19 protein-coding genes are annotated in these 19,832 nt (G+C 69.0%); 14 read left to right on the top strand and 5 right to left on the bottom strand.

The features are described 5' to 3' along the window. Positions 1–309 precede the first annotated feature (309 nt). The gene (locus ABTU82_RS00405) at positions 310–888 is read left to right on the top strand and encodes a hypothetical protein (protein WP_407170931.1); all 579 of its coding nucleotides are present in this window, start codon (positions 310–312) and stop codon (positions 886–888) included. Positions 889–933: 45 nt separating this feature from the next. Here the strand turns inward: ABTU82_RS00405 and ABTU82_RS00400 are convergent, their stop codons facing one another. Then, positions 934–2,097, bottom strand: coding sequence for an SLC13 family permease (locus tag ABTU82_RS00400; protein WP_407170928.1), 1,164 nt, complete (start codon positions 2,095–2,097; stop codon positions 934–936). Positions 2,098–2,167: 70 nt separating this feature from the next. On the opposite strand from ABTU82_RS00400, the gene thrS reads away from it, so the two are divergent. Beyond that, on the top strand, positions 2,168–4,210 hold the full coding sequence (thrS, locus tag ABTU82_RS00395; RefSeq protein ID WP_407170926.1) for a threonine--tRNA ligase: 2,043 nt from the start codon (positions 2,168–2,170) through the stop codon (positions 4,208–4,210). 13 nt (positions 4,211–4,223) lie between these two features. Further along, positions 4,224–4,835, top strand: coding sequence for an HIT family protein (locus ABTU82_RS00390; RefSeq protein ID WP_407170923.1), 612 nt, complete (start codon positions 4,224–4,226; stop codon positions 4,833–4,835). Here ABTU82_RS00390 and pdxY read toward each other — a convergent pair. Then, positions 4,823–5,674, bottom strand: a complete 852-nt coding sequence (pdxY, locus tag ABTU82_RS00385; protein WP_116646577.1) for a pyridoxal kinase PdxY — start codon at positions 5,672–5,674, stop codon at positions 4,823–4,825. The genes ABTU82_RS00390 and pdxY overlap by 13 nt on opposite strands. A 73-nt stretch (positions 5,675–5,747) precedes the next feature. On the opposite strand from pdxY, the gene pdxS reads away from it, so the two are divergent. The 10 genes from pdxS to ABTU82_RS00335 all read left to right on the top strand — a co-directional run bounded on the left by pdxS (position 5,748) and on the right by ABTU82_RS00335 (position 16,097). Further along, complete coding sequence (gene pdxS / locus ABTU82_RS00380; protein ID WP_116646578.1) at positions 5,748–6,674, top strand: pyridoxal 5'-phosphate synthase lyase subunit PdxS; 927 nt, start codon at positions 5,748–5,750, stop codon at positions 6,672–6,674. A 2-nt stretch (positions 6,675–6,676) separates the two neighbouring features. Then, the gene (gene pdxT, locus ABTU82_RS00375) at positions 6,677–7,273 is read left to right on the top strand and encodes a pyridoxal 5'-phosphate synthase glutaminase subunit PdxT (protein WP_116646579.1); all 597 of its coding nucleotides are present in this window, start codon (positions 6,677–6,679) and stop codon (positions 7,271–7,273) included. A gap of 169 nt (positions 7,274–7,442) precedes the next feature. Then, on the top strand, positions 7,443–8,201 hold the full coding sequence (locus tag ABTU82_RS00370; protein WP_116646580.1) for a YebC/PmpR family DNA-binding transcriptional regulator: 759 nt from the start codon (positions 7,443–7,445) through the stop codon (positions 8,199–8,201). A 48-nt stretch (positions 8,202–8,249) separates the two neighbouring features. Beyond that, entirely contained in the window at positions 8,250–8,855 is a 606-nt protein-coding gene (gene ruvC / locus ABTU82_RS00365; RefSeq protein WP_407170920.1) for a crossover junction endodeoxyribonuclease RuvC, read from the top strand. Positions 8,856–8,864: 9 nt separating this feature from the next. Continuing rightward, positions 8,865–9,485, top strand: coding sequence for a Holliday junction branch migration protein RuvA (gene ruvA / locus ABTU82_RS00360; RefSeq protein WP_116646582.1), 621 nt, complete (start codon positions 8,865–8,867; stop codon positions 9,483–9,485). After that, positions 9,478–10,500, top strand: a complete 1,023-nt coding sequence (gene ruvB / locus ABTU82_RS00355) for a Holliday junction branch migration DNA helicase RuvB (protein WP_407170918.1) — start codon at positions 9,478–9,480, stop codon at positions 10,498–10,500. The genes ruvA and ruvB overlap by 8 nt, the downstream gene beginning before the upstream one ends. Positions 10,501–10,586: 86 nt before the next feature. Beyond that, positions 10,587–11,042 (top strand): preprotein translocase subunit YajC, encoded by a 456-nt coding sequence (locus tag ABTU82_RS00350; RefSeq protein ID WP_116646584.1) that lies wholly within the window; start codon positions 10,587–10,589, stop codon positions 11,040–11,042. 33 nt (positions 11,043–11,075) lie between these two features. Next, positions 11,076–12,788 carry a protein translocase subunit SecD gene (secD, locus tag ABTU82_RS00345; RefSeq protein ID WP_407170913.1) on the top strand — a complete coding sequence of 571 codons (1,713 nt, stop codon included), beginning with the start codon at positions 11,076–11,078 and terminating at the stop codon, positions 12,786–12,788. Then, positions 12,788–13,780: a protein translocase subunit SecF gene (secF, locus tag ABTU82_RS00340; RefSeq protein WP_116646586.1), complete on the top strand. Its 993-nt coding sequence runs from the start codon at positions 12,788–12,790 to the stop codon at positions 13,778–13,780. The genes secD and secF overlap by 1 nt, the downstream gene beginning before the upstream one ends. A 64-nt stretch (positions 13,781–13,844) precedes the next feature. Then, positions 13,845–16,097 carry a RelA/SpoT family protein gene (locus ABTU82_RS00335; RefSeq protein WP_116646587.1) on the top strand — a complete coding sequence of 751 codons (2,253 nt, stop codon included), beginning with the start codon at positions 13,845–13,847 and terminating at the stop codon, positions 16,095–16,097. Here the strand turns inward: ABTU82_RS00335 and ABTU82_RS00330 are convergent. The 3 genes from ABTU82_RS00330 to ABTU82_RS00320 form a co-directional block, all read right to left on the bottom strand. Then, positions 16,084–16,623 carry a type IV toxin-antitoxin system AbiEi family antitoxin gene (locus ABTU82_RS00330; protein WP_407170908.1) on the bottom strand — a complete coding sequence of 180 codons (540 nt, stop codon included), beginning with the start codon at positions 16,621–16,623 and terminating at the stop codon, positions 16,084–16,086. The two genes, ABTU82_RS00335 and ABTU82_RS00330, sit on opposite strands and share 14 nt — an antisense overlap. Positions 16,624–16,711: 88 nt before the next feature. Beyond that, complete coding sequence (locus ABTU82_RS00325) at positions 16,712–17,968, bottom strand: DUF349 domain-containing protein (RefSeq protein ID WP_240606793.1); 1,257 nt, start codon at positions 17,966–17,968, stop codon at positions 16,712–16,714. Positions 17,969–18,052: 84 nt separating this feature from the next. Then, complete coding sequence (locus ABTU82_RS00320) at positions 18,053–18,367, bottom strand: flagellar basal body-associated FliL family protein (protein ID WP_407170905.1); 315 nt, start codon at positions 18,365–18,367, stop codon at positions 18,053–18,055. 111 nt (positions 18,368–18,478) lie between these two features. Here ABTU82_RS00320 and ABTU82_RS00315 point away from each other — a divergent pair, with 111 nt between their 5' ends. Next, positions 18,479–19,807, top strand: coding sequence for a replication-associated recombination protein A (locus ABTU82_RS00315; RefSeq protein ID WP_240606794.1), 1,329 nt, complete (start codon positions 18,479–18,481; stop codon positions 19,805–19,807). Positions 19,808–19,832 lie beyond the last annotated feature (25 nt).

The following is a 19,832-nucleotide window of genomic DNA, read 5'->3' as shown; positions in this document are numbered from 1 at the left end:
GGTTCGGCGCCCTCTCCGAATCACTGAAGGACCCGTCGGGCCGCGGCCCCTTCGCACCCGGCGGGTCCACCTCATGAAGACGACCTCCTCGAATCCGTCGGGGGATGGCGGATTCGAGGAGGCCTTTCGTGTTCCGCGCCGAAGCAACGGGGAACTCGAGCGTCCCACCGCCCCGGACTCGGGGGTAGGGGGGAAGACCCGAAACATCGTTGGACGCCGTGCAGCCGACCCCGGGGGTGTCGCAGACACCGCTCTGCTGCCGCACCGGCGAAGCAGGGCCTTCACCCGCCGAGTCCGTACTGTTGCCGCATGAGGTCTTTGCGAGTCGCGCCGATCGCCCTGGGAGCACTGCTGCTCGTCGGATGCACGGGCATCGACGCCGCGTCGCCCGAGGTGCCCGAGACCACCGCGAGCGCCGCGGTGCCGTCGGCCAGCACCGCGCCGTCCCCGTCGCCGAGCGCGTCGTCGACGCCCGGCGACACGGCGCCGCCGACGGCCGGCGCGGCCGTGACCTGCGACACCATGATCGACGCGGCCGTCGCCGCCCAATATCGCGTGGAGGGTCTCGCCCCGCTGCCCAAGCCGTTCCTCACCGCCCACGGTGTCGATGTCGAGGGTGGCATCTCCTGCCCGTGGGGTCCGGACGGCGCCCCAGGGCAGCAGGCGACCTACGTGTATTCCTGGGGCCCGCTGGAGCCGGGCCGGGCCGCGGAGGTGATCGACGAGCTGCAGGCGCGAGAGCCCTTCGAGGTCTCGACCGGTGAGGGCGGCACGTACCTGAGCACCACCTACTCCGACGGACCAGGGGCCGTGTTCTTCGTCACCGACCGGTCGATCCGCTTCGCCGAGACACGAGAGGCGCTGCGCAACATCGTCTGGGTGGGGTGAGCCGCCGGCTCGGCTGCTGCGCGCGCTGCTCGGGGGCTCCCCGCCCTACCCGCGCAGCGCGAGCGGCACGACGGCTGCGGCGACCGTCAGCGGGCCGATGAGGCACCCGAGGAGAATGAAACGCCGCCACGAGATCTCGACGCCCTGAGAGCGCAAGCGGTCGTGCCACAGCAGCGTGGCAAGGGAGGCCCAGGGCGTGATCAGCGGACCGGCGTTGACGCCGATGAGGAGGGCGGCGAGTCGGGCGGGAGAGCCTGCCGTCGACTCGAGGGCGAGGTAGGCGGGGAGGTTGTTGCCGATGTTGGCCGCGAGCGCGCCGACGCCGGCCACCTGCCAGAGCGAGAAGAGATCTTCGCCGCTGCCCACGACGTTCGCCAGCAGGGCCTGCGAGCCGAGCCCCTCGAGCACCCCGACCGCGAGGAAGAGGCCCGAGGCGAAGACGACGAGCTGCCACGGCACCATCTGCAACCGCAGCGTCCGTCGAGCTCGCACCGAGAACACGATCACGAGCACGACGGCCGCCACCGTCGCCGGGATCCACGGGGGGAGCCCGATCACGAGCGCGGGCAGCAGCAGCGCCGTCACGACCGCCGAGACGGCGAGCAGCGGACGATCGACGGTGCGAAGCGGAGGTGCCTCCGAGAAGCGCGCCGGCACACGGCGGAGGAACACCGCGGCGAGCACCGCGATAGAGACGAGGGCGGCGACCAGCGCCGACGCGCCGACGAGGGCGAGGAACGGCAGGGGATCGTGAGTGCCGAGGACGTCGGCCGCGAGCAGGTTCGTGAGGTTCGACACGGGCAGGGCGAGTGACGCGGTGTTCGCGAGCACCACGGTGACGAAGACGAACGGAACGGGGTCGAGACGGTGCCGGCGAGCGAGGGCGATGACCACGGGTGTCAGGAGCACGGCGGTCGTGTCGAGCGACAAGAAGGCCGTCACGAACACGGCGAGCACGACGGTCAGGGCCCAGAGCACCCGCGCGCGGCCGCGGGCGACCCGCGCGAGCACCGCGGCAACCGCGTCGAAGACACCGGCCGACGACGCGAGTTCGGCGACGATCGTCACCGCCACGACGAAGAGGAGGATGGGCCAGACACGATCGGCGATGGTCAGTGCATCGTCCGTCGTGAGGACGCCCGTGAGCAACCCGACGCCCCCGGCAACGAGCAGAACGATGCCGATCACCGCGAGCTTCACGGCATCCATCATCCTCTGCCGCGCAGCAGGATCGCTCCACGGCGATAGCCTGGATGCCGAGCCACTTTGGAGACCTTTCGTGACCGACGCCGCCCTGCCCGTTGACGTGTCCTATCCCGCCGACGGATTCACCCTGTTCCCCGACCGCTCCGTCGTCGCGCTCCGCGTCAACGGCGAGCTGCGAGACCTCGCGACGAAGGTCGAGCAGACGGATGCTGTCGAGCCGGTCGGCATCGACAGCCCCGACGGACTGAACATCCTCCGCCACTCCGCCGCCCACGTCCTCGCGCAGGCGGTGCAACGGATCAACCCTCAGGCGAACCTCGGGATCGGGCCCCCGGTCACGGACGGCTTCTATTACGACTTCGGCGTCGACGAGCCCTTCACCCCCGAAGACCTGAAGGCCATCAAGAAGGAGATGGAGCGCATCGTCCGCGAGAGCCAGCGCTTCGTCCGTCGCGTCGTGACCGACGAGGAGGCGCGCGCCGAGCTCGCCGACGAGCCGTTCAAGCTGGAGCTGATCGGCCTGAAAGGCCCTTCGACAGGCTCAGGGACCGAGGCGGCGACGAGCGCCGCCAGCAAGGTGGAAGGCGCGAGCGTCGAGGTGGGGGCGGGCGAACTCACCATCTACGACAACGTCAACCGTGACGGCGAGACGGTCTGGAAAGACCTCTGCCGGGGCCCGCACGTGCCCAGCACCCGCATGATCGGCAACGGCTGGGCACTCACGCGCATCGCCGGCGCCTACTGGCGCGGCAGCGAGAAGAACCCTCAGCTCCAGCGCATCTACGGAACGGCCTGGCCGACGAAAGACGAGCTGCGCGCCTACGAGGAGCGCCTCGCCGAGGCCGCCAAGCGCGACCACCGCAAGCTGGGCAAAGAGCTCGACCTGTTCTCTTTCCCCGAGGAGATCGGTTCGGGTCTGTCGGTCTGGCACCCCCGCGGCGGCGTCGTGCGCCAAGAGATGGAGCAGCACGCGCTGCGGCGTCACCGTGCCGCCGGCTACACCTACGTCTATACGCCCCACATCTCGAAGGAAGACCTCTTCCTCACCTCGAACCACCTTGTGACCTACAAGGACGGGATGTTCCCGCCCATCGTCATGGACGAGGAGCGCGACGCCGACGGGCACGTCACCAAGGAGGGCCAGGACTACTACCTGAAGCCCATGAACTGCCCGATGCACATCCTGATCTACAAGGAGCGCGCGCGGAGCTACCGCGACCTGCCGATGCGTCTCGCCGAGAACGGCACCGTCTACCGCAACGAGCTGTCGGGCGCGCTGCACGGCCTCACTCGCGTGCGCGGCTTCACACAGGACGACTCCCACCTGTTCGTCACCCCCGAGCAGCTCGAGGAGGAGACGACCCGCGTGCTCGAGTTCGTCATCTCGATGCTGCGCGACTTCGGGCTCGAAGACTTCGAGCTCGAGCTCTCCATGCGCGACGACGAGAAGTCGAAGTGGATCGGAAGCGACGACTTCTGGGAGTACTCCACGAACGCCCTCCGCAACGTCGCGCACGCCAGCGGCCTCAAGGTGACCGAGGTTCCGGGAGAGGCCGCGTTCTACGGCCCGAAGATCGACCTGAAGACGAAGGACGCGATCGGTCGCACCTGGCAGCTGTCAACGGTGCAGGTCGACGTGAACCTGCCCGAGCGGTTCGAGCTCGAGTTCACCGACCGCGACGGGCAGAAGAAGCGCCCGATCATGATCCATCGCGCCCTGTTCGGCTCCATCGAGCGGTTCTTCGCGATCCTCCTCGAGCACTACGCCGGTGCGTTCCCGGTGTGGCTCGCGCCGCTCCAGGTGATCGGCATCCCGGTGGCCGAGGAATACGCCGACTACCTCGGCGAGATCGTCACGCGCCTGCGCGAAGACGGGGTGCGCGCCGAGCTCGACACGAGCGACGAGCGGATGCAGAAGAAGATCCGCACGCACACCACGCAGAAGGTGCCGCTGCAGCTCATCGCCGGCGAGCAGGACCGCGCGGGCGGCACGGTCTCGTTCCGCTTCCGTGACGGCACGCAGCTGAACGGCATCCCCGTCGACGAGGCCATCCGCCGCATCCATTCGTCCATCGACGCGAAGACTCTCGTCGATTCCGCGGACGACCTGGCGTGAGCGGGCGCCGGAGATGACGGATACTGCGACCCCGGGCGCTCAGGCACCGCGCCCGATCGACGGGCTCGAGTCGGCGGCCGGGTTCGCCGGTGTGCCCGACGAGTTCCAACGGCTGTGGACGCCCCACCGGATGGCCTATATCCAGGCGGGGCCGCAGCCGCTGCGCGACGAATGCCCGTTCTGCGCGGCGCCCCACAAGTCCGACGAGGACGGCCTGATCGTCGCGCGCGGGCGAACCGCTTACGTGCTGCTCAATCTGTTCCCGTACAACTCGGGACACCTGCTCGTCTGCCCGTATCGGCACATCCCCACGTACGACCTGGCGACCCCCGAGGAGGTCGCCGAGATCGGTTCGCTCACGCAGACCGCCATGCGGGTGCTCCGCGACGTGTCGCGATGCGACGGGTTCAACCTGGGGATGAACCAGGGTGCGGTCGCCGGCGCGGGCGTCGACGGCCACCTGCACCAGCACGTGGTGCCGCGCTGGGCGACCGACGCGAACTTCTTCCCGATCATCGCGCGCACGAAGGCGCTGCCCCAGCTGCTCGGCGAGGTGCGGGACGCCGTCGCGAACGCGTGGCCCGAGGAGGGTTCGACCCGCTCCGCCGCGCCTCAGCGCACCTGACGTACGGCGAACTGCAGGCGCGGGTGGGCGTAGGCCTCCTGCGACTCGACGAGCTGCAGTTCGCGCTCGCCCGACAGGTGGGTGCGCTCGAGGAGGTCGAACACGCTCGACGTCGTGCGGGCGAGGGCGTCGGCGGCGTCCCCGCTGCGCCGGTAGTGCGCCGTGAAGAGCGCCGCCGTCACGTCGCCCGAGCCGTTCGCCTTCATCGGGAGCAGAGGGGTCTGCACGATCCATGCGCCCGCGTCGTCGACGACGAGCATCTCGATCGTGCCCTCCTCGCGGTCGGGACGCTCCACGCTCGTGACGAGCACGGTGCGCGGACCCGTCGCGCGCACGGCGTCGGCCGACGCGAGCGTCTCGTCGAGGGTGTGCGGGTCGGTCCCGGTGAGGAAGCCGAGCTCGAACTGGTTCGGGGTGATGATGTCGGCGACGGGAACCACGCGCTCGCGCAGGAGCTCCGGGATCGCGGGGGCGACGAAGCATCCCGACTTGGCGTTGCCCATCACGGGGTCGCAGGCGTAGATCGCGGACGGGTTCGCCGCCTTCACGCGCGCTACCGCGTCGATGATCACGTCGCCGATGCCCTCACCGCCCTGGTAGCCCGACAGCACCACGTCGATCGAACCGAACACGCCGCGCTCCTCGATGCCGGCGATGACGTCGCGCACGTCGTCGGGGCTGATCAGCGGCCCACGCCAGGCGCCGTACCCGGTGTGGTTCGAGAAGTTCACCGTGTAGACGGGCAGCACCTCGACGCCGATGCGCTGGAGGGGGAACACGGCCGCGGAGTTGCCGACGTGGCCGTACGCGACCGCCGACTGGATGGAGAGGATCTTCACGCTCTCGATCCTCCCACCGTGCGGGACGTCATGCGGCCGAGACCAGTCGTCCAACGCAATACACTTGGCCGTCATGACCCTCAGCGACGCCCCCGAAGGCACCGACCAGACTTCCGCAGCATCCACCGGCTCCACCCGCGTGAAAAGGGGGCTGGCCGAGATGCTCAAGGGCGGCGTGATCATGGACGTCGTCACCGCCGACCAGGCAAAGATCGCCGAAGACGCCGGAGCGGTCGCGGTCATGGCGCTCGAGCGCGTTCCCGCCGACATCCGCGCGCAGGGCGGCGTCGCCCGCATGAGCGATCCCGATCTCATCGACCAGATCATCGCGTCGGTCTCGATCCCGGTCATGGCCAAGGCCCGCATCGGCCACTTCGTCGAGGCGCAGGTGCTCCAAGAGCTGGGTGTCGACTACATCGACGAGTCCGAGGTTCTCTCGCCCGCCGACTACGTCAACCACATCGACAAGTGGGGCTTCACCGTCCCGTTCGTCTGCGGTGCGACCAACCTCGGCGAGGCGCTGCGTCGCATCACCGAGGGCGCGGCGATGATCCGTTCGAAGGGCGAGGCCGGTACCGGCGACGTGTCGGAGGCGACGAAGCACATCCGAACGATCCAGGGCGAGATCAACGCCCTGCGCTCGCGCACGAAGGACGAGCTCTACGTCGCGGCGAAAGAGCTGCAGGCGCCCTACGAGCTGGTCGCCGAGATCGCGCAGACCGGCAAGCTCCCGGTCGTGCTGTTCACCGCCGGCGGCGTCGCGACGCCCGCCGACGCGGCCCTCATGATGCAGCTGGGCGCCGACGGCGTCTTCGTCGGCTCGGGCATCTTCAAGTCGGGCAACCCGGCCGAGCGTGCCGCGGCGATCGTGAAGGCGACGACCTTCTTCGACGACGCGGGAGTGATCGCCGAGGCATCGCGCGGACTCGGCGAGGCGATGGTGGGCATCAACGTCGCCGACCTTCCCGCTCCCCACCGCCTCTCCGAGCGCGGCTGGTAACCGTGGCGGGTCGTCCCCGCGTCGGCGTGCTCGCCCTGCAGGGCGACGTCCGCGAGCATCTCGCGATGCTGGCGCGGCTGGGGGCGGATGCTGCGCCCGTCCGACGCCCTGACGAGCTCGCGGGCGTGGACGGGCTGGTGCTCCCCGGCGGGGAGTCGAGCGTGATCGACAAGCTCTCGCGAGCGTTCGGCATGCAGCATCCGATCCGCTCCGCGATCGCCGGCGGCATGCCTGTCTACGGCACGTGCGCCGGGCTGATCCTGCTCGCCGACCGCATCACCGGCGCCATCGACGGTCAGGAGACGTTCGGGGGTCTCGACGCGGTGGTCGCGCGCAACGCCTTCGGCGGGCAGACCGAGTCATTCGAGACCGACCTCGAGATCGACGGGTTCGTCGGCGGCCCCGTGCACGCCGCGTTCATCCGCGCTCCGATCGTCAGCTCGGTGGGGGAGAAGGCGACGGCGATCGGCGCTCTCGCCGACGGGCGCATCGTCGCCGTCGAGCAGGGCAATCTGCTCGGAACCGCCTTCCACCCCGAGGTCTCGGGCGAGACCCGCTTCCACGAGCGGTTCCTCGCGAAGGTGCGCGCGCGCAGCTGACGCCGCGCGTGCCTCCCCGGCACCAATGCGCCACTTTCCGGCGACTGCCCGCACGAATCGGTGGGGTCAGTCGCCGGAATGCGCCACATTCCGGTCAGAGACGACGACGAATCGAAACCTCCGCACGTTGCGCAGGGTGGCGGCCCGAGCGTTTCGTACACTGGTCGTTATGTCCGGCCACTCCAAGTGGGCGACCACCAAGCACAAGAAGGCCGTCATCGACAGCCGTCGTGCGAAGTCGTTCGCCAAACTCATCAAGAACATCGAGGTCGCCGCCAAGATGGGCGGCGCCGACCTCGCAGGCAACCCGACCCTCTTCGACGCGATCCAGAAGGCGAAGAAGACCTCGGTCCCCAACGACAACATCGACCGCGCCGTCAAGCGCGGTGCGGGCGTCGGCGGCGAAGCGGTCGATTACCAGACGATCCTCTACGAAGGCTACGGTCCCAACGGGGTCGCGCTCATGATCGAGTGCCTCACCGACAACAAGAACCGCGCCGCCGCCGAGGTTCGCACCGCTCTCAGCCGCAACGGCGGCAGCCTCGCCGATCCGGGCAGCGTCGCCTACAACTTCGCGCGCAAGGGCGTCATCGTCGTGGCGAGTGAGAGCGCGAGCGAAGACGACGTCATGCTCGCCGTGCTCGAGGCCGGGGCAGAGGAAGTCGAGCCGCACGGCGACGGCTACGCGGTCGTCACCGAGGCGACCGACCTCGTCACCGTTCGCACCGCGCTGCAGGAGGCCGGCATCGACTACGAGTCGGCCGACGTCGAGTTCGTGCCCTCGCTCAAGGTCGAGATCGACGCAGACACGGCGCGGAAGGTCTTCCGCCTCATCGACGCGCTGGAGGACAGCGACGACGTGCAGAGCGTGTTCAGCAACTTCGACCTCACCGCCGAGGTGCAGGCCGAGCTCGAGAACGACGAGTAGGCCCGCGCGCCTGGGTCGGGTGCCGAGGCGAGCGCATAGCGTGGGGGAGTGACCTCCCGAACGCTCCGCGTGCTCGGCATCGACCCGGGCCTGACCCGCTGCGGAGTCGGCGTCGTCGACGTCGCCCGCGATCGGTCGGCCACGCTCGTGCACGTCGGTGTCATCCGCTCCGCGGTGGACGACCCGATCGAGCGCCGGCTGGCGACCATCGCCGCGGGCATCCGCGCCGTCGTCGCCGAGCACGGTCCGGCGGTCGTCGCCGTCGAGCGCGTCTTCGCCCAGCACAACCGCAGCACCGTGATGGGCACCGCGCAGGCTAGCGGCATCGCGCTGCTCGTCGCCGCAGAAGCGGGACTCCCCGCGGCGACCCACACACCGAGCGAGGTCAAAGCCGCGGTGACCGGATACGGCGCAGCCGACAAGCGCCAGGTACAGACGATGGTCGCCCGAGTGCTGCGCTTGGACGCCCTCCCGCAGCCGGCGGATGCTGCGGACGCTCTCGCGCTCGCGCTGTGCCACGCGTGGCGCACGCCGGCCTCGATCCCCGCGGCTTCCGGCGGTCTCACCCCGGCACAGCGGGCATGGGCGGAAGCCGAGACGCGGGCGAAGACGCCGACGCGTGTCGCTCGAACAAAGATCCGAACCGGCGCGTAGGGTCAGAGGATGATCTCTTCGCTCCAGGGCACCGCTGCGTCCGTCGGCGACGACTCGCTCGTCATCGTGGTCGGCGGCGTCGGCTTCTCCGTCGCCGTCACGCCCCAGGTGGCGCGCGCGACGCACGTCGGGGCGGAGGTGCACCTGCACACCAACCTCATCGTGCGCGAAGATGCGCTTTCCCTCTACGGTTTCGAGAACCGAGAGGAGCTGGTCGTCTTCACCCAGCTCATCGGCGTCACCGGGGTCGGGCCGAAGTCGGCGCTCGGGGTGCTCTCCTCGCTCACCGTCCCGCAGATCGCCGAGGCCGTCGCGTCCGACGACGACGCACCGTTCCGGCGCGTGTCGGGCATCGGGCCGAAGACGGCGAAGCTGATCGTCGTGCAGCTGGCCGGCCGTCTCGCACCGCCCACCGCCGCCGGCGCCCCCGCAGCATCCGTCACCCCCGGCGTTCCCCTGCAGGTCACCCAGGCCCTGATGGGACTCGGGTGGTCGGAGCGCACCGCCGGCGAGGCGGTCGCCGCGACCCTGGAAGACGCGAGCGACGCCGACAAGGCCACGGTGCAGGCGCTCCTACGGCGAACGCTGAGCACCCTCGGTCCCGCACGTAAGGAGACCGCCGGTGGATGAGGTGCGCGACGTCGGCACCCCCGTCGACGACAGCGAGCTCGCCATCGAGGGCGCGCTGCGGCCGGAATCCCTCGCGGAGTTCGTCGGGCAGCACAAGGTACGAGGGCAGCTGCAGCTGCTGCTCGATGCCGCGCGCATCCAGCAGCGCCCGCCCGACCACATCCTGCTCTCGGGCCCCCCGGGCCTCGGCAAGACGACGCTCGCGATGATCGTCGCCCATGAGACCGGACGCCCGCTGCGCATGTCGAGCGGACCGGCGATCCAGCACGCCGGCGACCTGGCAGCCCTCCTGTCGAGCCTGACGCCCGGCGAAGTGCTCTTCATCGACGAAGTGCATCGCATGGCCCGCTCGGCCGAGGAGATGCTCTACCTCGCCATGGAGGACTTCCGCATCGACATCATGGTCGGCAAGGGCGCCGGGGCCACCAGCATCCCGCTCGAGCTGGCTCCCTTCACCCTCGTGGGCGCGACGACGCGCTCGGGCCTGCTGCCGAATCCGCTGCGCGATCGCTTCGGCTTCACCGCGCACCTCGAGTACTACGAGCCCGAGGAGCTCGAGCTGGTGGTCGACCGCGCCGCCGCGATGCTCACCGTCACCCTGCCTCACGACGGTCGCGCCGAGATCGCACGGCGTTCGCGGGGGACACCCCGCATCGCCAACCGGCTGTTGCGGCGCGTCCGCGACTTCCAAGTCGTGCACGGCGACCGCAAGGGCGTCGACGCCGTGAGGGCCGCGCTCGAACTGTACGACGTCGACGAGATCGGGCTCGATCGCCTCGACCGCGCCGTCCTCGAGGCTCTGGTGCGCAGGTTCCGCGGCGGGCCCGTCGGACTCGGAACGCTGTCGGTCGCCGTGGGGGAGGAGGCCGAGACGATCGAATCGGTCGTCGAGCCCTATCTCGTGCGAATCGGCTTCATGGGCCGCACCCCGCGCGGGCGGATCGCGACGCCCCCCGCCTACGCGCACCTCGGGCTCCCGCACGCGGACGGCGCCCTCAGATTCGACGACGTATGAATGACCTATAATCGGCGGAGGCTTTCGCCGACATCTCCTTTGGGCCGCGCTCTCTTGCGTGCCCGATCCGAAAGGTTCACCTTTTTATGGCCGAGTTCTTCGCCAATTACGGCATCATCATCCTGCTGGTGCTTCTCCTGGTCTTCATGTTCTTCAGCTCGCGTCGTCGCGTGCAGAAGCAGAAGGCCGAGCAGGAGCAGAAGGCGCGTCAGACCGTTCCCGGTTCCGAGGTGCTCCTGCAGGGTGGGCTGTACGGCACGATCGTCGAGTACGACGCAGAAGACCTCGACAAACCCGCCGTCGTCTCGATCGCCCCGGGCGTCGAGATCCGCGTACACAGCCAGGCAATCCTCCGCATCGTGAACCCGGCCGAGGGCTTCGTCACCGAAGACGAGCTCATCGAGGCCGAGGAGAGCGAAGCGGAGTACATCGCCGGTGTCGCGGACGGCGACATCACCTCGATCAGCGACGACCAGAAGCGCCTGCGTGCCGATGCCGTCGACGACGTCGACCCGGAGAACCGCAACAAGCCCCAGGCCTGATCCGCCTCCTGCTCCAGAGAAAGTCGACCCGTCGTGGCCACTTCCACCCCCGTCCGGCACGCCTGGCGTGCACTGATCGGACTTCTTGCGATCACGGGCGTCCTGTTCGGGATCAATGCCCTGGGCGTCTACGGCTTCCAGCAGAGCTCGTGGGTTCCTGAACTCGCGCTCGACCTGCAGGGCGGCACGCAGATCATCCTCGAGGCGCAGACCGCCGACGGGGCGAACCCGACCAACGAACAGCTGACCCAGGCTGTGTCGATCATCCGTCAGCGTGTCGACGCCTCCGGTGTCGCCGAAGCAGACGTGACGACCGAGGGCGGCAAGAACGTCGTCGTACAGCTCCCCGGCGAAGCCGACCAGGCGACGCGCGACCGGATCGAAGCATCCGCCCAGCTCCAGCTGCGCGCCGTGCTCTACGCCGGAGCGCCCGCCAACACCTTCGTGGGCGAGGACCAGGTCGAGACGCCCTACCCGACGCCCGACCCCTCGCTGGAGTCGACCCCGACGACGGCGCCCACGAACGGCAGCGACACCGCGTACATCACGCCGGCTCTGCAGGCCGAGTTCCTCGCCTACAACTGCGCCGACCCCGCGAACGATCCCGCCGCCGCACCCACCGATCAGCCTCTGATCACCTGCGACGCCACCGGCACCGCCAAGTACATCCTCGGACCGGTCGAACTCGACGGGTCGTCGATCGACGATGCGACCAACGGCCTCGAGTCCCAGACCAACCGCTGGGTGGTGAACCTCAACTTCAACGACGAGGGCACCCAGACCTTCGGCCAGATCAGCCAGCGGCTGTACGGGGCGACGTCGCCGCTGAACCAGTTCGCCTTCGTGCTCGACGGCTCTGTGCTCTCGGCACCGTCGATGAACGGTGTGATCCTCGACGGCAACCCGAGCATCTCGGGGAGCTTCACCCAGGAGTCGTCGAAGATCCTCGCTGACCAGCTGAAGTACGGCGCCCTGCCGCTGAGCTTCGAGGTCGTGAGCTCCGACACGATCTCGGCGACGCTCGGTTCTCAGCAGCTGCAGATCGGCCTGATCGCCGGCCTCATCGGCCTCGCGCTCGTCGCGATCTACTCGCTGATCGTCTACCGCGCACTCGGCTTCGTCATCATCGCCTCCCTGGCTGTGATGGGCGTCCTGACCTACATCGCGCTGTGCATCCTCGCCTGGCGCATGGGCTTCCGTCTCTCGCTCGCCGGTGTCGCAGGGCTCATCGTCACCATCGGCTTCACGGCCGACTCGTTCATCGTCTACTTCGAACGCATCCGAGACGAGCTGCGCGACGGCAAGTCGATCACCGGTGCCGTCGAGGACGGCTGGGCGCGCGCGAAGCGGACGATCTACATCTCGAAATCGATCAACATCCTCGCGGCTGTCGTGCTGTACATCCTCGCCGACGCCACGGTGAAGGGCTTCGCGTTCACGCTCGGCCTCACCACCGCGATCGACATCCTGATCTTCATCCTCTTCACCCACCCGGTGATGCAGCTTCTCTCGCGCACCCGGTTCTTCGGATCGGGCCACCCGCTGTCGGGCATGGACCCGAACGCACTCGGCGCCGTGTACCGGGGCCGGGCCGAGTTCCGCGCGCCGGTGTCGCGCGAGGGACGCGCGGCCCGCTCGCGGGGCGAGGCACACCGTCGCCAGACCATCGCGGAACGCAAACAGGCGGAGCTGTCCGCCACGAACGACCGCGGCACACGCACCGCCGTCAAGGAGGGCGACGACTGATGCGTTCCATGAATCAGCTCGGCAACGATCTCTACACCGGGAAGACGTCGTTCCCCTTCGTCGGACGCCGTCGACTGTGGTTCATCATCGCCGCGGTCTTCGTGATCGCTGCGTGCCTCGTGCCGCTCGTGCGTCCGGTGCAGTTCTCGATCGAGTTCACCGGCGGGTCGCAGTTCACCGTCTCGGGCGTCAGCTCGCCCGATCAGACGGCGGCGACCAATGCGGTGCTCGAGGTCGCGCCGGGCGCCACCACGAAGGTCACCGTCATCGGCGAGAACGCCGTCCGCGTGCAGACCGAGGAGATCGCAGACGCCGACGACGTGCAGGCGGTCACAACCGCCCTCGCCGAGGCATACGGCGTTCCGACGTCGGAGGTCACGTCGTCGCTCATCGGGCCCAGCTGGGGCGCCGACGTCACCCGTCAGTCACTGTGGGGCCTCGCGATCTTCCTCGCGCTGACGTTCGTCATCCTCGCGCTGTACTTCCGCACGTGGAAGATGTCGGTGGCCGCCATCATCGGCCTCGTCGATGTGCTCGTCATCACGATCGGCATCTACGCCCTCGCCGGTTTCGAGATCTCGCCGGCGGCGGTCATCGGCTTCCTGACGATCCTGTCGTACTCGCTCTACGACACCACCGTCGTCTTCGACAAGGTGCGGGAGAACACCCGGGAGGACGGCGAGATATCCGGCCGCACATTCGGTGAGTCGGTGAACCTCGCGGTGAACCAGACCCTCATCCGGTCGATCAACACCACCGTCGTGGCGATCCTGCCGGTCGGGGCCATCCTGTTCATCGGTGCCATCTGGCTCGGTGCACGTACCCTGAGCGACATCTCGCTGTCGATCTTCGTCGGAACGATCGTCGCCGCCTACTCGACGCTGTTCGTCGCCGCGCCGCTCTTCTCGCTCATGCGCGAGAACGAACCCGCCATCAAGGCGCGCGACGAGCGCATCCTGGCTGCGCGCGAGCTCGCTCGCGTGCCGGCCTGAGCGACGATCACCGGCCGAGTGCGGCGTAGGATTGTGAGATTCGTCGACAGGTGGAGGTGACCGGGTGACCGAGATCGTTCCTCCTGCCGCGCAGACCTCCAGCCTGCGCCGCCTCGTGCCGCGCATCTTCTCGCGCGCCGCGCGCCGCGATGACGTCGACAAGCTCGTCCAGACGGTTCGCACGCACCATCCCAAGGGCGATCTCGGGATCATCACCCGGGCGTACACGGTCGCCGAGAAGGCGCATCGCGAACAGAAGCGTCAGAGCGGCGAGCCCTACATCACGCACCCGCTGGCCGTCGCGCAGATCCTCGCGGATCTCGGACTCGGACCCCGCGCCATCGCGGCGGCGCTGCTGCACGACACCGTGGAAGACACGGGCTATCCGCTCGACGAACTAGCCGCCGACTTCGGCGACGAAGTCGCGATGCTCGTCGACGGCGTCACGAAGCTCGACAAGGTCAAGTACGGCGAGAGCGCTCAGGCCGAGACCGTCCGCAAGATGATCGTCGCGATGTCGCGCGATATCCGGGTGCTCCTCATCAAGCTCGCCGACCGCCTGCACAACGCCCGCACATGGGGCTTCGTGCCGCCCGAGAAAGCGGCGAAGAAGGCCACCGAGACGCTCGAGATCTACGCGCCACTGGCCAACCGCCTCGGTATCCAGGCGATCAAGTCCGAGCTCGAAGACCTCTCCTTCGCGGTGCTCCATCCCAAGCTGTACGCCGAGATCGACAGCCTCGTGAAGCAGCGCACACCGCAGCGCGAGCAGTACGTGCAGAACGTCATCGCCGCCGTCGACGCCGACCTGCGCGAGCTCCGCATCCGCGGTCGGGTGATGGGGCGACCCAAGCAGCTCTACTCCGTCTACCAGAAGATGGTCGTCCGGGGCCGCGAGTTCGACGACATCTACGACCTCATCGGCATCCGCATCCTCGTGGGCACCGTGCGCGACTGCTACGCGGTGCTCGGCGCGATCCACGCGCGGTGGACCCCGCTTCCCGGCCGCTTCAAGGATTACATCGCCACGCCGAAGTTCAACCTGTACCAGTCGCTCCACACCACGGTCATCGGACCGTCAGGGCGCACCGTCGAGCTGCAGATCCGCACGAACGAGATGCACCACCAGGCAGAGTACGGTGTCGCGGCGCACTGGAAGTACAAGGAGCGGATGGCCGGCGGCAAGACCGACTCGAAGTCGCTCGACGCCGATATGGCGTGGCTGGCGCACATCTCCGACTGGCAGGCCGAGACCGCCGACCCGAGCGAATTCCTCGATTCGCTGCGATTCGAGATCGGCGCGAAAGAGGTCTACGTCTTCACGCCGAAGGGACGCGTGGTGGGCCTACCCGCCGGCGCCACCCCGGTCGACTTCGCCTACGCCGTCCACACCGAGATCGGTCACCGCACCATGGGTGCGAAGGTCAACGGGCGCCTCGTTCCGCTGGAGTCCGAGCTCAAGAGCGGCGACGTCGTCGAGGTCTTCACCTCCAAGAACCCCGACGCCGGCCCCAGCCAGGACTGGCTCGGCTTCGTGCGCAGCACACGCGCCCGGAACAAGATCCGCGGGTGGTTCACGAAGGAGCGGCGCGAGGAGGCCATCGAGCAGGGCAAGGACGCCATCGCGCGCGCCATGCGTCGGCAGAACCTGCCGCTTCAGCGCCTCATGAACCAGGACTCGTTCTCCGAGGTCGCCCACCAGCTCAAGTACGAAGACGTCTCGGCGCTCTACGCCGCGGTCGGCGAGGGCAACGTCTCGACGCAGTCGGTCATCGAAAAGGTCACCGCGCTCGTCAGCGCCGGCGACACGTCTACGGGCCCCATCGACATCCCGCACGTGGGCCGTAGCCACGCTCCGCGCGGCGGCGATTCGGGCGTGCTCGTGCGCGGAGCCCCCGATATCCTCGTGAAGCTCGCGAAGTGCTGCACTCCCGTACCCGGCGACGAGGTCATCGGTTTCGTCACGCGGGGGAGCGGTGTGTCGGTGCACCGTACCGACTGCACGAACGTCACGGCTCTTCGCAACGACCCCGAGCGCATCATCGAGGTCGAGTGGGCGCCGACGTCGAAGAGCGTCTTCCTCGTGCAGATCCAGGTCGAGGCACTCGACCGCTCGGCCCTGCTGAGTGACGTCACCCGGGTGCTCAGCGAGCACCACGTGAACATCCTCTCGGCCACCGTGTCGACCACGAACGACCGTCTCGCACTGAGCCGGTTCGTCTTCGAGATGGGCGACACCGTGCACCTCGACCGCGTCCTCAACGCGGTACGGCGCATCGACGCGGTCTACGACGTCTACCGCGTCACGACGTCCTGACCGAGGCCAGCAGGATCCGCGCGCCTCTCTTGTGGGGGATGCTGCGGTGCCGGTCGAGCCACGCCACGGCCTCGTCGGCATCATCGGGTCGGTCCTTCGCCCAGCGGCGCGCGAACTCCCGACTCGACGCCTCGGGGCTGCGTGCAAGATCGGCGAGCGTGCGGGCCGGGGTGCTCACACGAATGTCGGCGATGCTCAGCAGGTCGGCACCCTCGATCAGCGGGTCGCGGTAGAGGAGCCTGCGCGAGACGACATGGTGCAGGCGTCTGTCAACGGCACGCTGGACGCTGTGGCGTGCGGGCGGTTCGTCGAGCCGCCCCAGGATCCACGCCGCGCTCTCGTGGGTCGCCGCGAGCGCGGCGCCGAGCAGGTGCCCGACCGATGCCGCTCGCAGCACCACGGTCTCGACCACGTCAGCCGGGATGTAGCCGTCGCCGAGCGCGACGAGGTGTCCGTCGAGGCATGCCGCCGAGAGCTCCGCCTCTGTCAGTCGAACACCCGGCAGGTACACGAACGGCGAGGGCATCCTCGAAGTCTGCCGCCCTCCCGGGCGCCGCGCTGCGGATCGAGGACGATTGTGGAGAACAGCCCGGCCGACCTGCCCGGGGGAGGACTCAGCCTCCGACGGCCCGCAACCACGCGCGACGCGCCTCGAGGGCCTCGGATGCCTTCGCCGCCGCACGCTTGTCACCGCGCGCGTTGGCCTCCGACACCTCCGCCTCCAGCTTGTCGATCGCATCGGTGAGCTGGCGCGTCATATCGTTCGTGCGCGCCTTCGTCTCGGGGTTGTTGCTCTTCCACTCGGCATCCTCGCGCGTGCGCACGCTCTGCTCGATCTTGCGGAGCTCGTCGTCGAGGACGCGCTCCTGGTCTCGCGGGAAGATGCGACCGATCTCGTCCCAGGTGCGCTGGATCGCGGTGAGCGAGGCACGAGCTCGTGCAAGATCGCGCTCGTCGACGATCGGTGCGGCCTCGACGAGGAGAGCCTTCTTCTGCTCGATCTTCTCGCGGGAGTCCTCGACTTCGGCGGCCTCGCGCTCGGTGCGGGCGGAGTAGAGGGCATCGCCCGCTGCCTTGAAACGGGCCCACAGGGCGTCGTCGGCCTTCTTGCCGGCGCGGCCGGCGGCCTTCCACTGGTCGAGGAGGTCGCGGTACGAACCGATGCCGTCCTCGCCCCGGGGAGCGAGCGCCTCGGCACGCTCGACGAGACGCGTCTTGGCGTCGCGGGCGGTCTTCTGCGTCTCGTCGAGCTCGGCGTAGAACTCGCGGCGGTGACGGTCGACGGTGCCCCGGGCGTCGCGGAAACGTCGCCACAGCTGCTGCGCGAGCGACTTCGGGAGCCGCGGGCCGTTCTGCTGGTGGCTCTGCCACTGATCGAAGAGCGCCGTCATGTCGGCAGAAGCCTGCTTCCACTGCACCGTCTTGGGGTCGCGGGCGGCCAGCGCCTCGGCACTTTCGACCAGAGCCGTGCGCTCGCGCACTGCCTCGTCGACGGCTTCCTTCGCGGCGGCGGCCTCGGTCTCGGTCGCCTCGGCGAGAGCGCCGGTGAGCGTCTCGAGGCGCGTGAGCAGCGCGGCGAGATCGCCGACCGCCGAGGCGCCCTCGATCCGGCCGCGCAGCGTCGATGCCGTGCTGCGCAGATCGGAGGCCGATGCGCCGGCACGGCGATGACGCGCCTCGAGGAGCGTCACTTCGCCGGCGAGGTCGGCGAACTTGCGCTCGTAGTAGGCGAGCGCCTCTTCGGCAGTGCCGTCGGGATACTGGCCGACCACACGCCAGCCGTCGGATTCTCGAACCGATACGGTTCCGTCTTCTTCGACGCGACCCCACGGGGTCGGAGTTGTTTCGGGGAGGTCTGCGCCAGCAGTCACGTGTTGTTTACCCTCATCGCGGCTCGCGCCGTAGGCGTGCATGGACGGACCCGAGCCTAGTACGAGCGGCAGACGCTCGCAGGATCAGGGCGTAGGTGTGGCGGCGGGCTCCGTCGCATCCGGCGCCGGCGCCGGCGTCGACTCGGTGCCGGGTGCCGCGCTCGTCGACGGTGTCGGCTCGCTCGAGGCGACGGGCTCGGGCATTCCCGGACCGGCGGTGAAGTAGGCGACCTGCGCGCCGATGGCCGCGAGCACGATGACCGCGCCGGCGATTCCTGCGATCAGGTTGTCGCGCGTGCGCCGCCGCTTCTGCGCCGCGTGCAGCTCCTGGCGGGCCTGGTAGATCCTCGCGCGCTCGCGAGCCGCTTTCGCGCTTCGGTCCTTGCCACCTGTCGCCACGCGGGCCTCCTCCGTCCGGTGCGTCCGGGCGCGAGAAATCCTACGCAGGGCGGATGCAGCGCACCAAACGCCAGCGGAACCGATGTCGTCTGTCGCGATTAGCCTTTACCCGTGACTCCCTCCGCAGCCCTGTTCCCCGGGCAGACGCCGTTGGCGGTGCGGATGCGACCGACGAGCCTCGACGAAGTCGCCGGCCAGGGCCACCTTCTTCGGCCCGGCTCACCCCTCGTCACACTGGCCTCCTCAGACGCGTCGAGCCCGGGCACCGCGGCCTCGGTGATCCTGTGGGGTCCTCCGGGCACCGGCAAGACCACGCTCGCCCAGGCGATCGCCCGGTCGTCGGGTCGACGCTTCGTCGAGCTGTCAGCGGTGACGGCGGGTGTGAAAGACGTGCGCGAGGTCATGCAGGAGGCCTTGACCCAGCGCGACCTCTACGACTCGTCGACGATCCTCTTCCTCGACGAGATCCACCGCTTCACGAAGGCGCAGCAGGATGCCCTGCTCCCCGGCGTCGAGAACGGCTGGGTCGTCCTGATCGCGGCGACGACCGAGAATCCGTCGTTCTCGGTCATCTCGCCGTTGCTCTCCCGATCGCTCCTGCTCACCCTCCGACCGCTCGAAGACGACGACCTCGCGGGGCTCGTCGACCGCGCGGTCAGCGACCCCCGGGGGCTCGCAGGCTCCGTGGTGCTCGACGACGACGCGCGCAGCGCCCTCGTGCGCTTGGCCTCGGGCGACGCACGGCGCGCCCTCACAGCGCTCGAGGCCGCAGCATCCGTCGCCCTCGACACCGACGACGCCGAACCCGCCATCACCGCCGATCACATCGCGCAAGCCGTCGACCGTGCCCTCCTGCGGTACGACCGGCAGGGCGATGAGCACTACGACGTGATCAGCGCCTTCATCAAATCGATCCGCGGATCCGATGTCGATGCCGCGATGCACTACCTCGCGCGGATGGTCGAGGCGGGGGAGGACCCCCGGTTCATCGCGCGCCGTCTGGTCATCTCCGCTGCGGAAGACATCGGCCTCGCCGACCCGCAGGCACTTCAGATCGCGATCGCCGCCGCCGACGCCGTCGCATTCATCGGCATGCCGGAAGGGCGCATTCCCCTGGCCGAAGCGACCGCCTACCTCGCCACGACGGCGAAATCGAACGCGGCCTACAACGCGATCAACAGCGCGATCGCCGATGTGCGCGCCGGCGGTTTCGGTCGTGTGCCCCCGCATCTGCGCGACGCGCACTACCCGGGTGCGAAGCGTCTCGGCCACGGCAAGGGCTACCTGTATCCCCACGACAGCGACATCGGCATCGTGACGCAGCAGTACCTGCCCGACGAGCTGCGCGGGCGTCGCTACTACGACCCGACCACGCACGGGCAGGAGCGCGACATCTCTGCGCGCCTGGCCAAGATCCGCCGCATCGTCGACGGGGAATGAGGCGAGAAGGTCGTCACAGCCCCGT

Origin of the sequence: Microbacterium deferens, assembly GCF_045517775.1 — a bacterium.
Classification (GTDB): Bacteria; Actinomycetota; Actinomycetes; order Actinomycetales; family Microbacteriaceae; genus Microbacterium.
The sequence above is the reverse complement of the archived record's forward strand: the minus strand, read 5'-3'. Positions and strand labels throughout refer to the sequence as shown.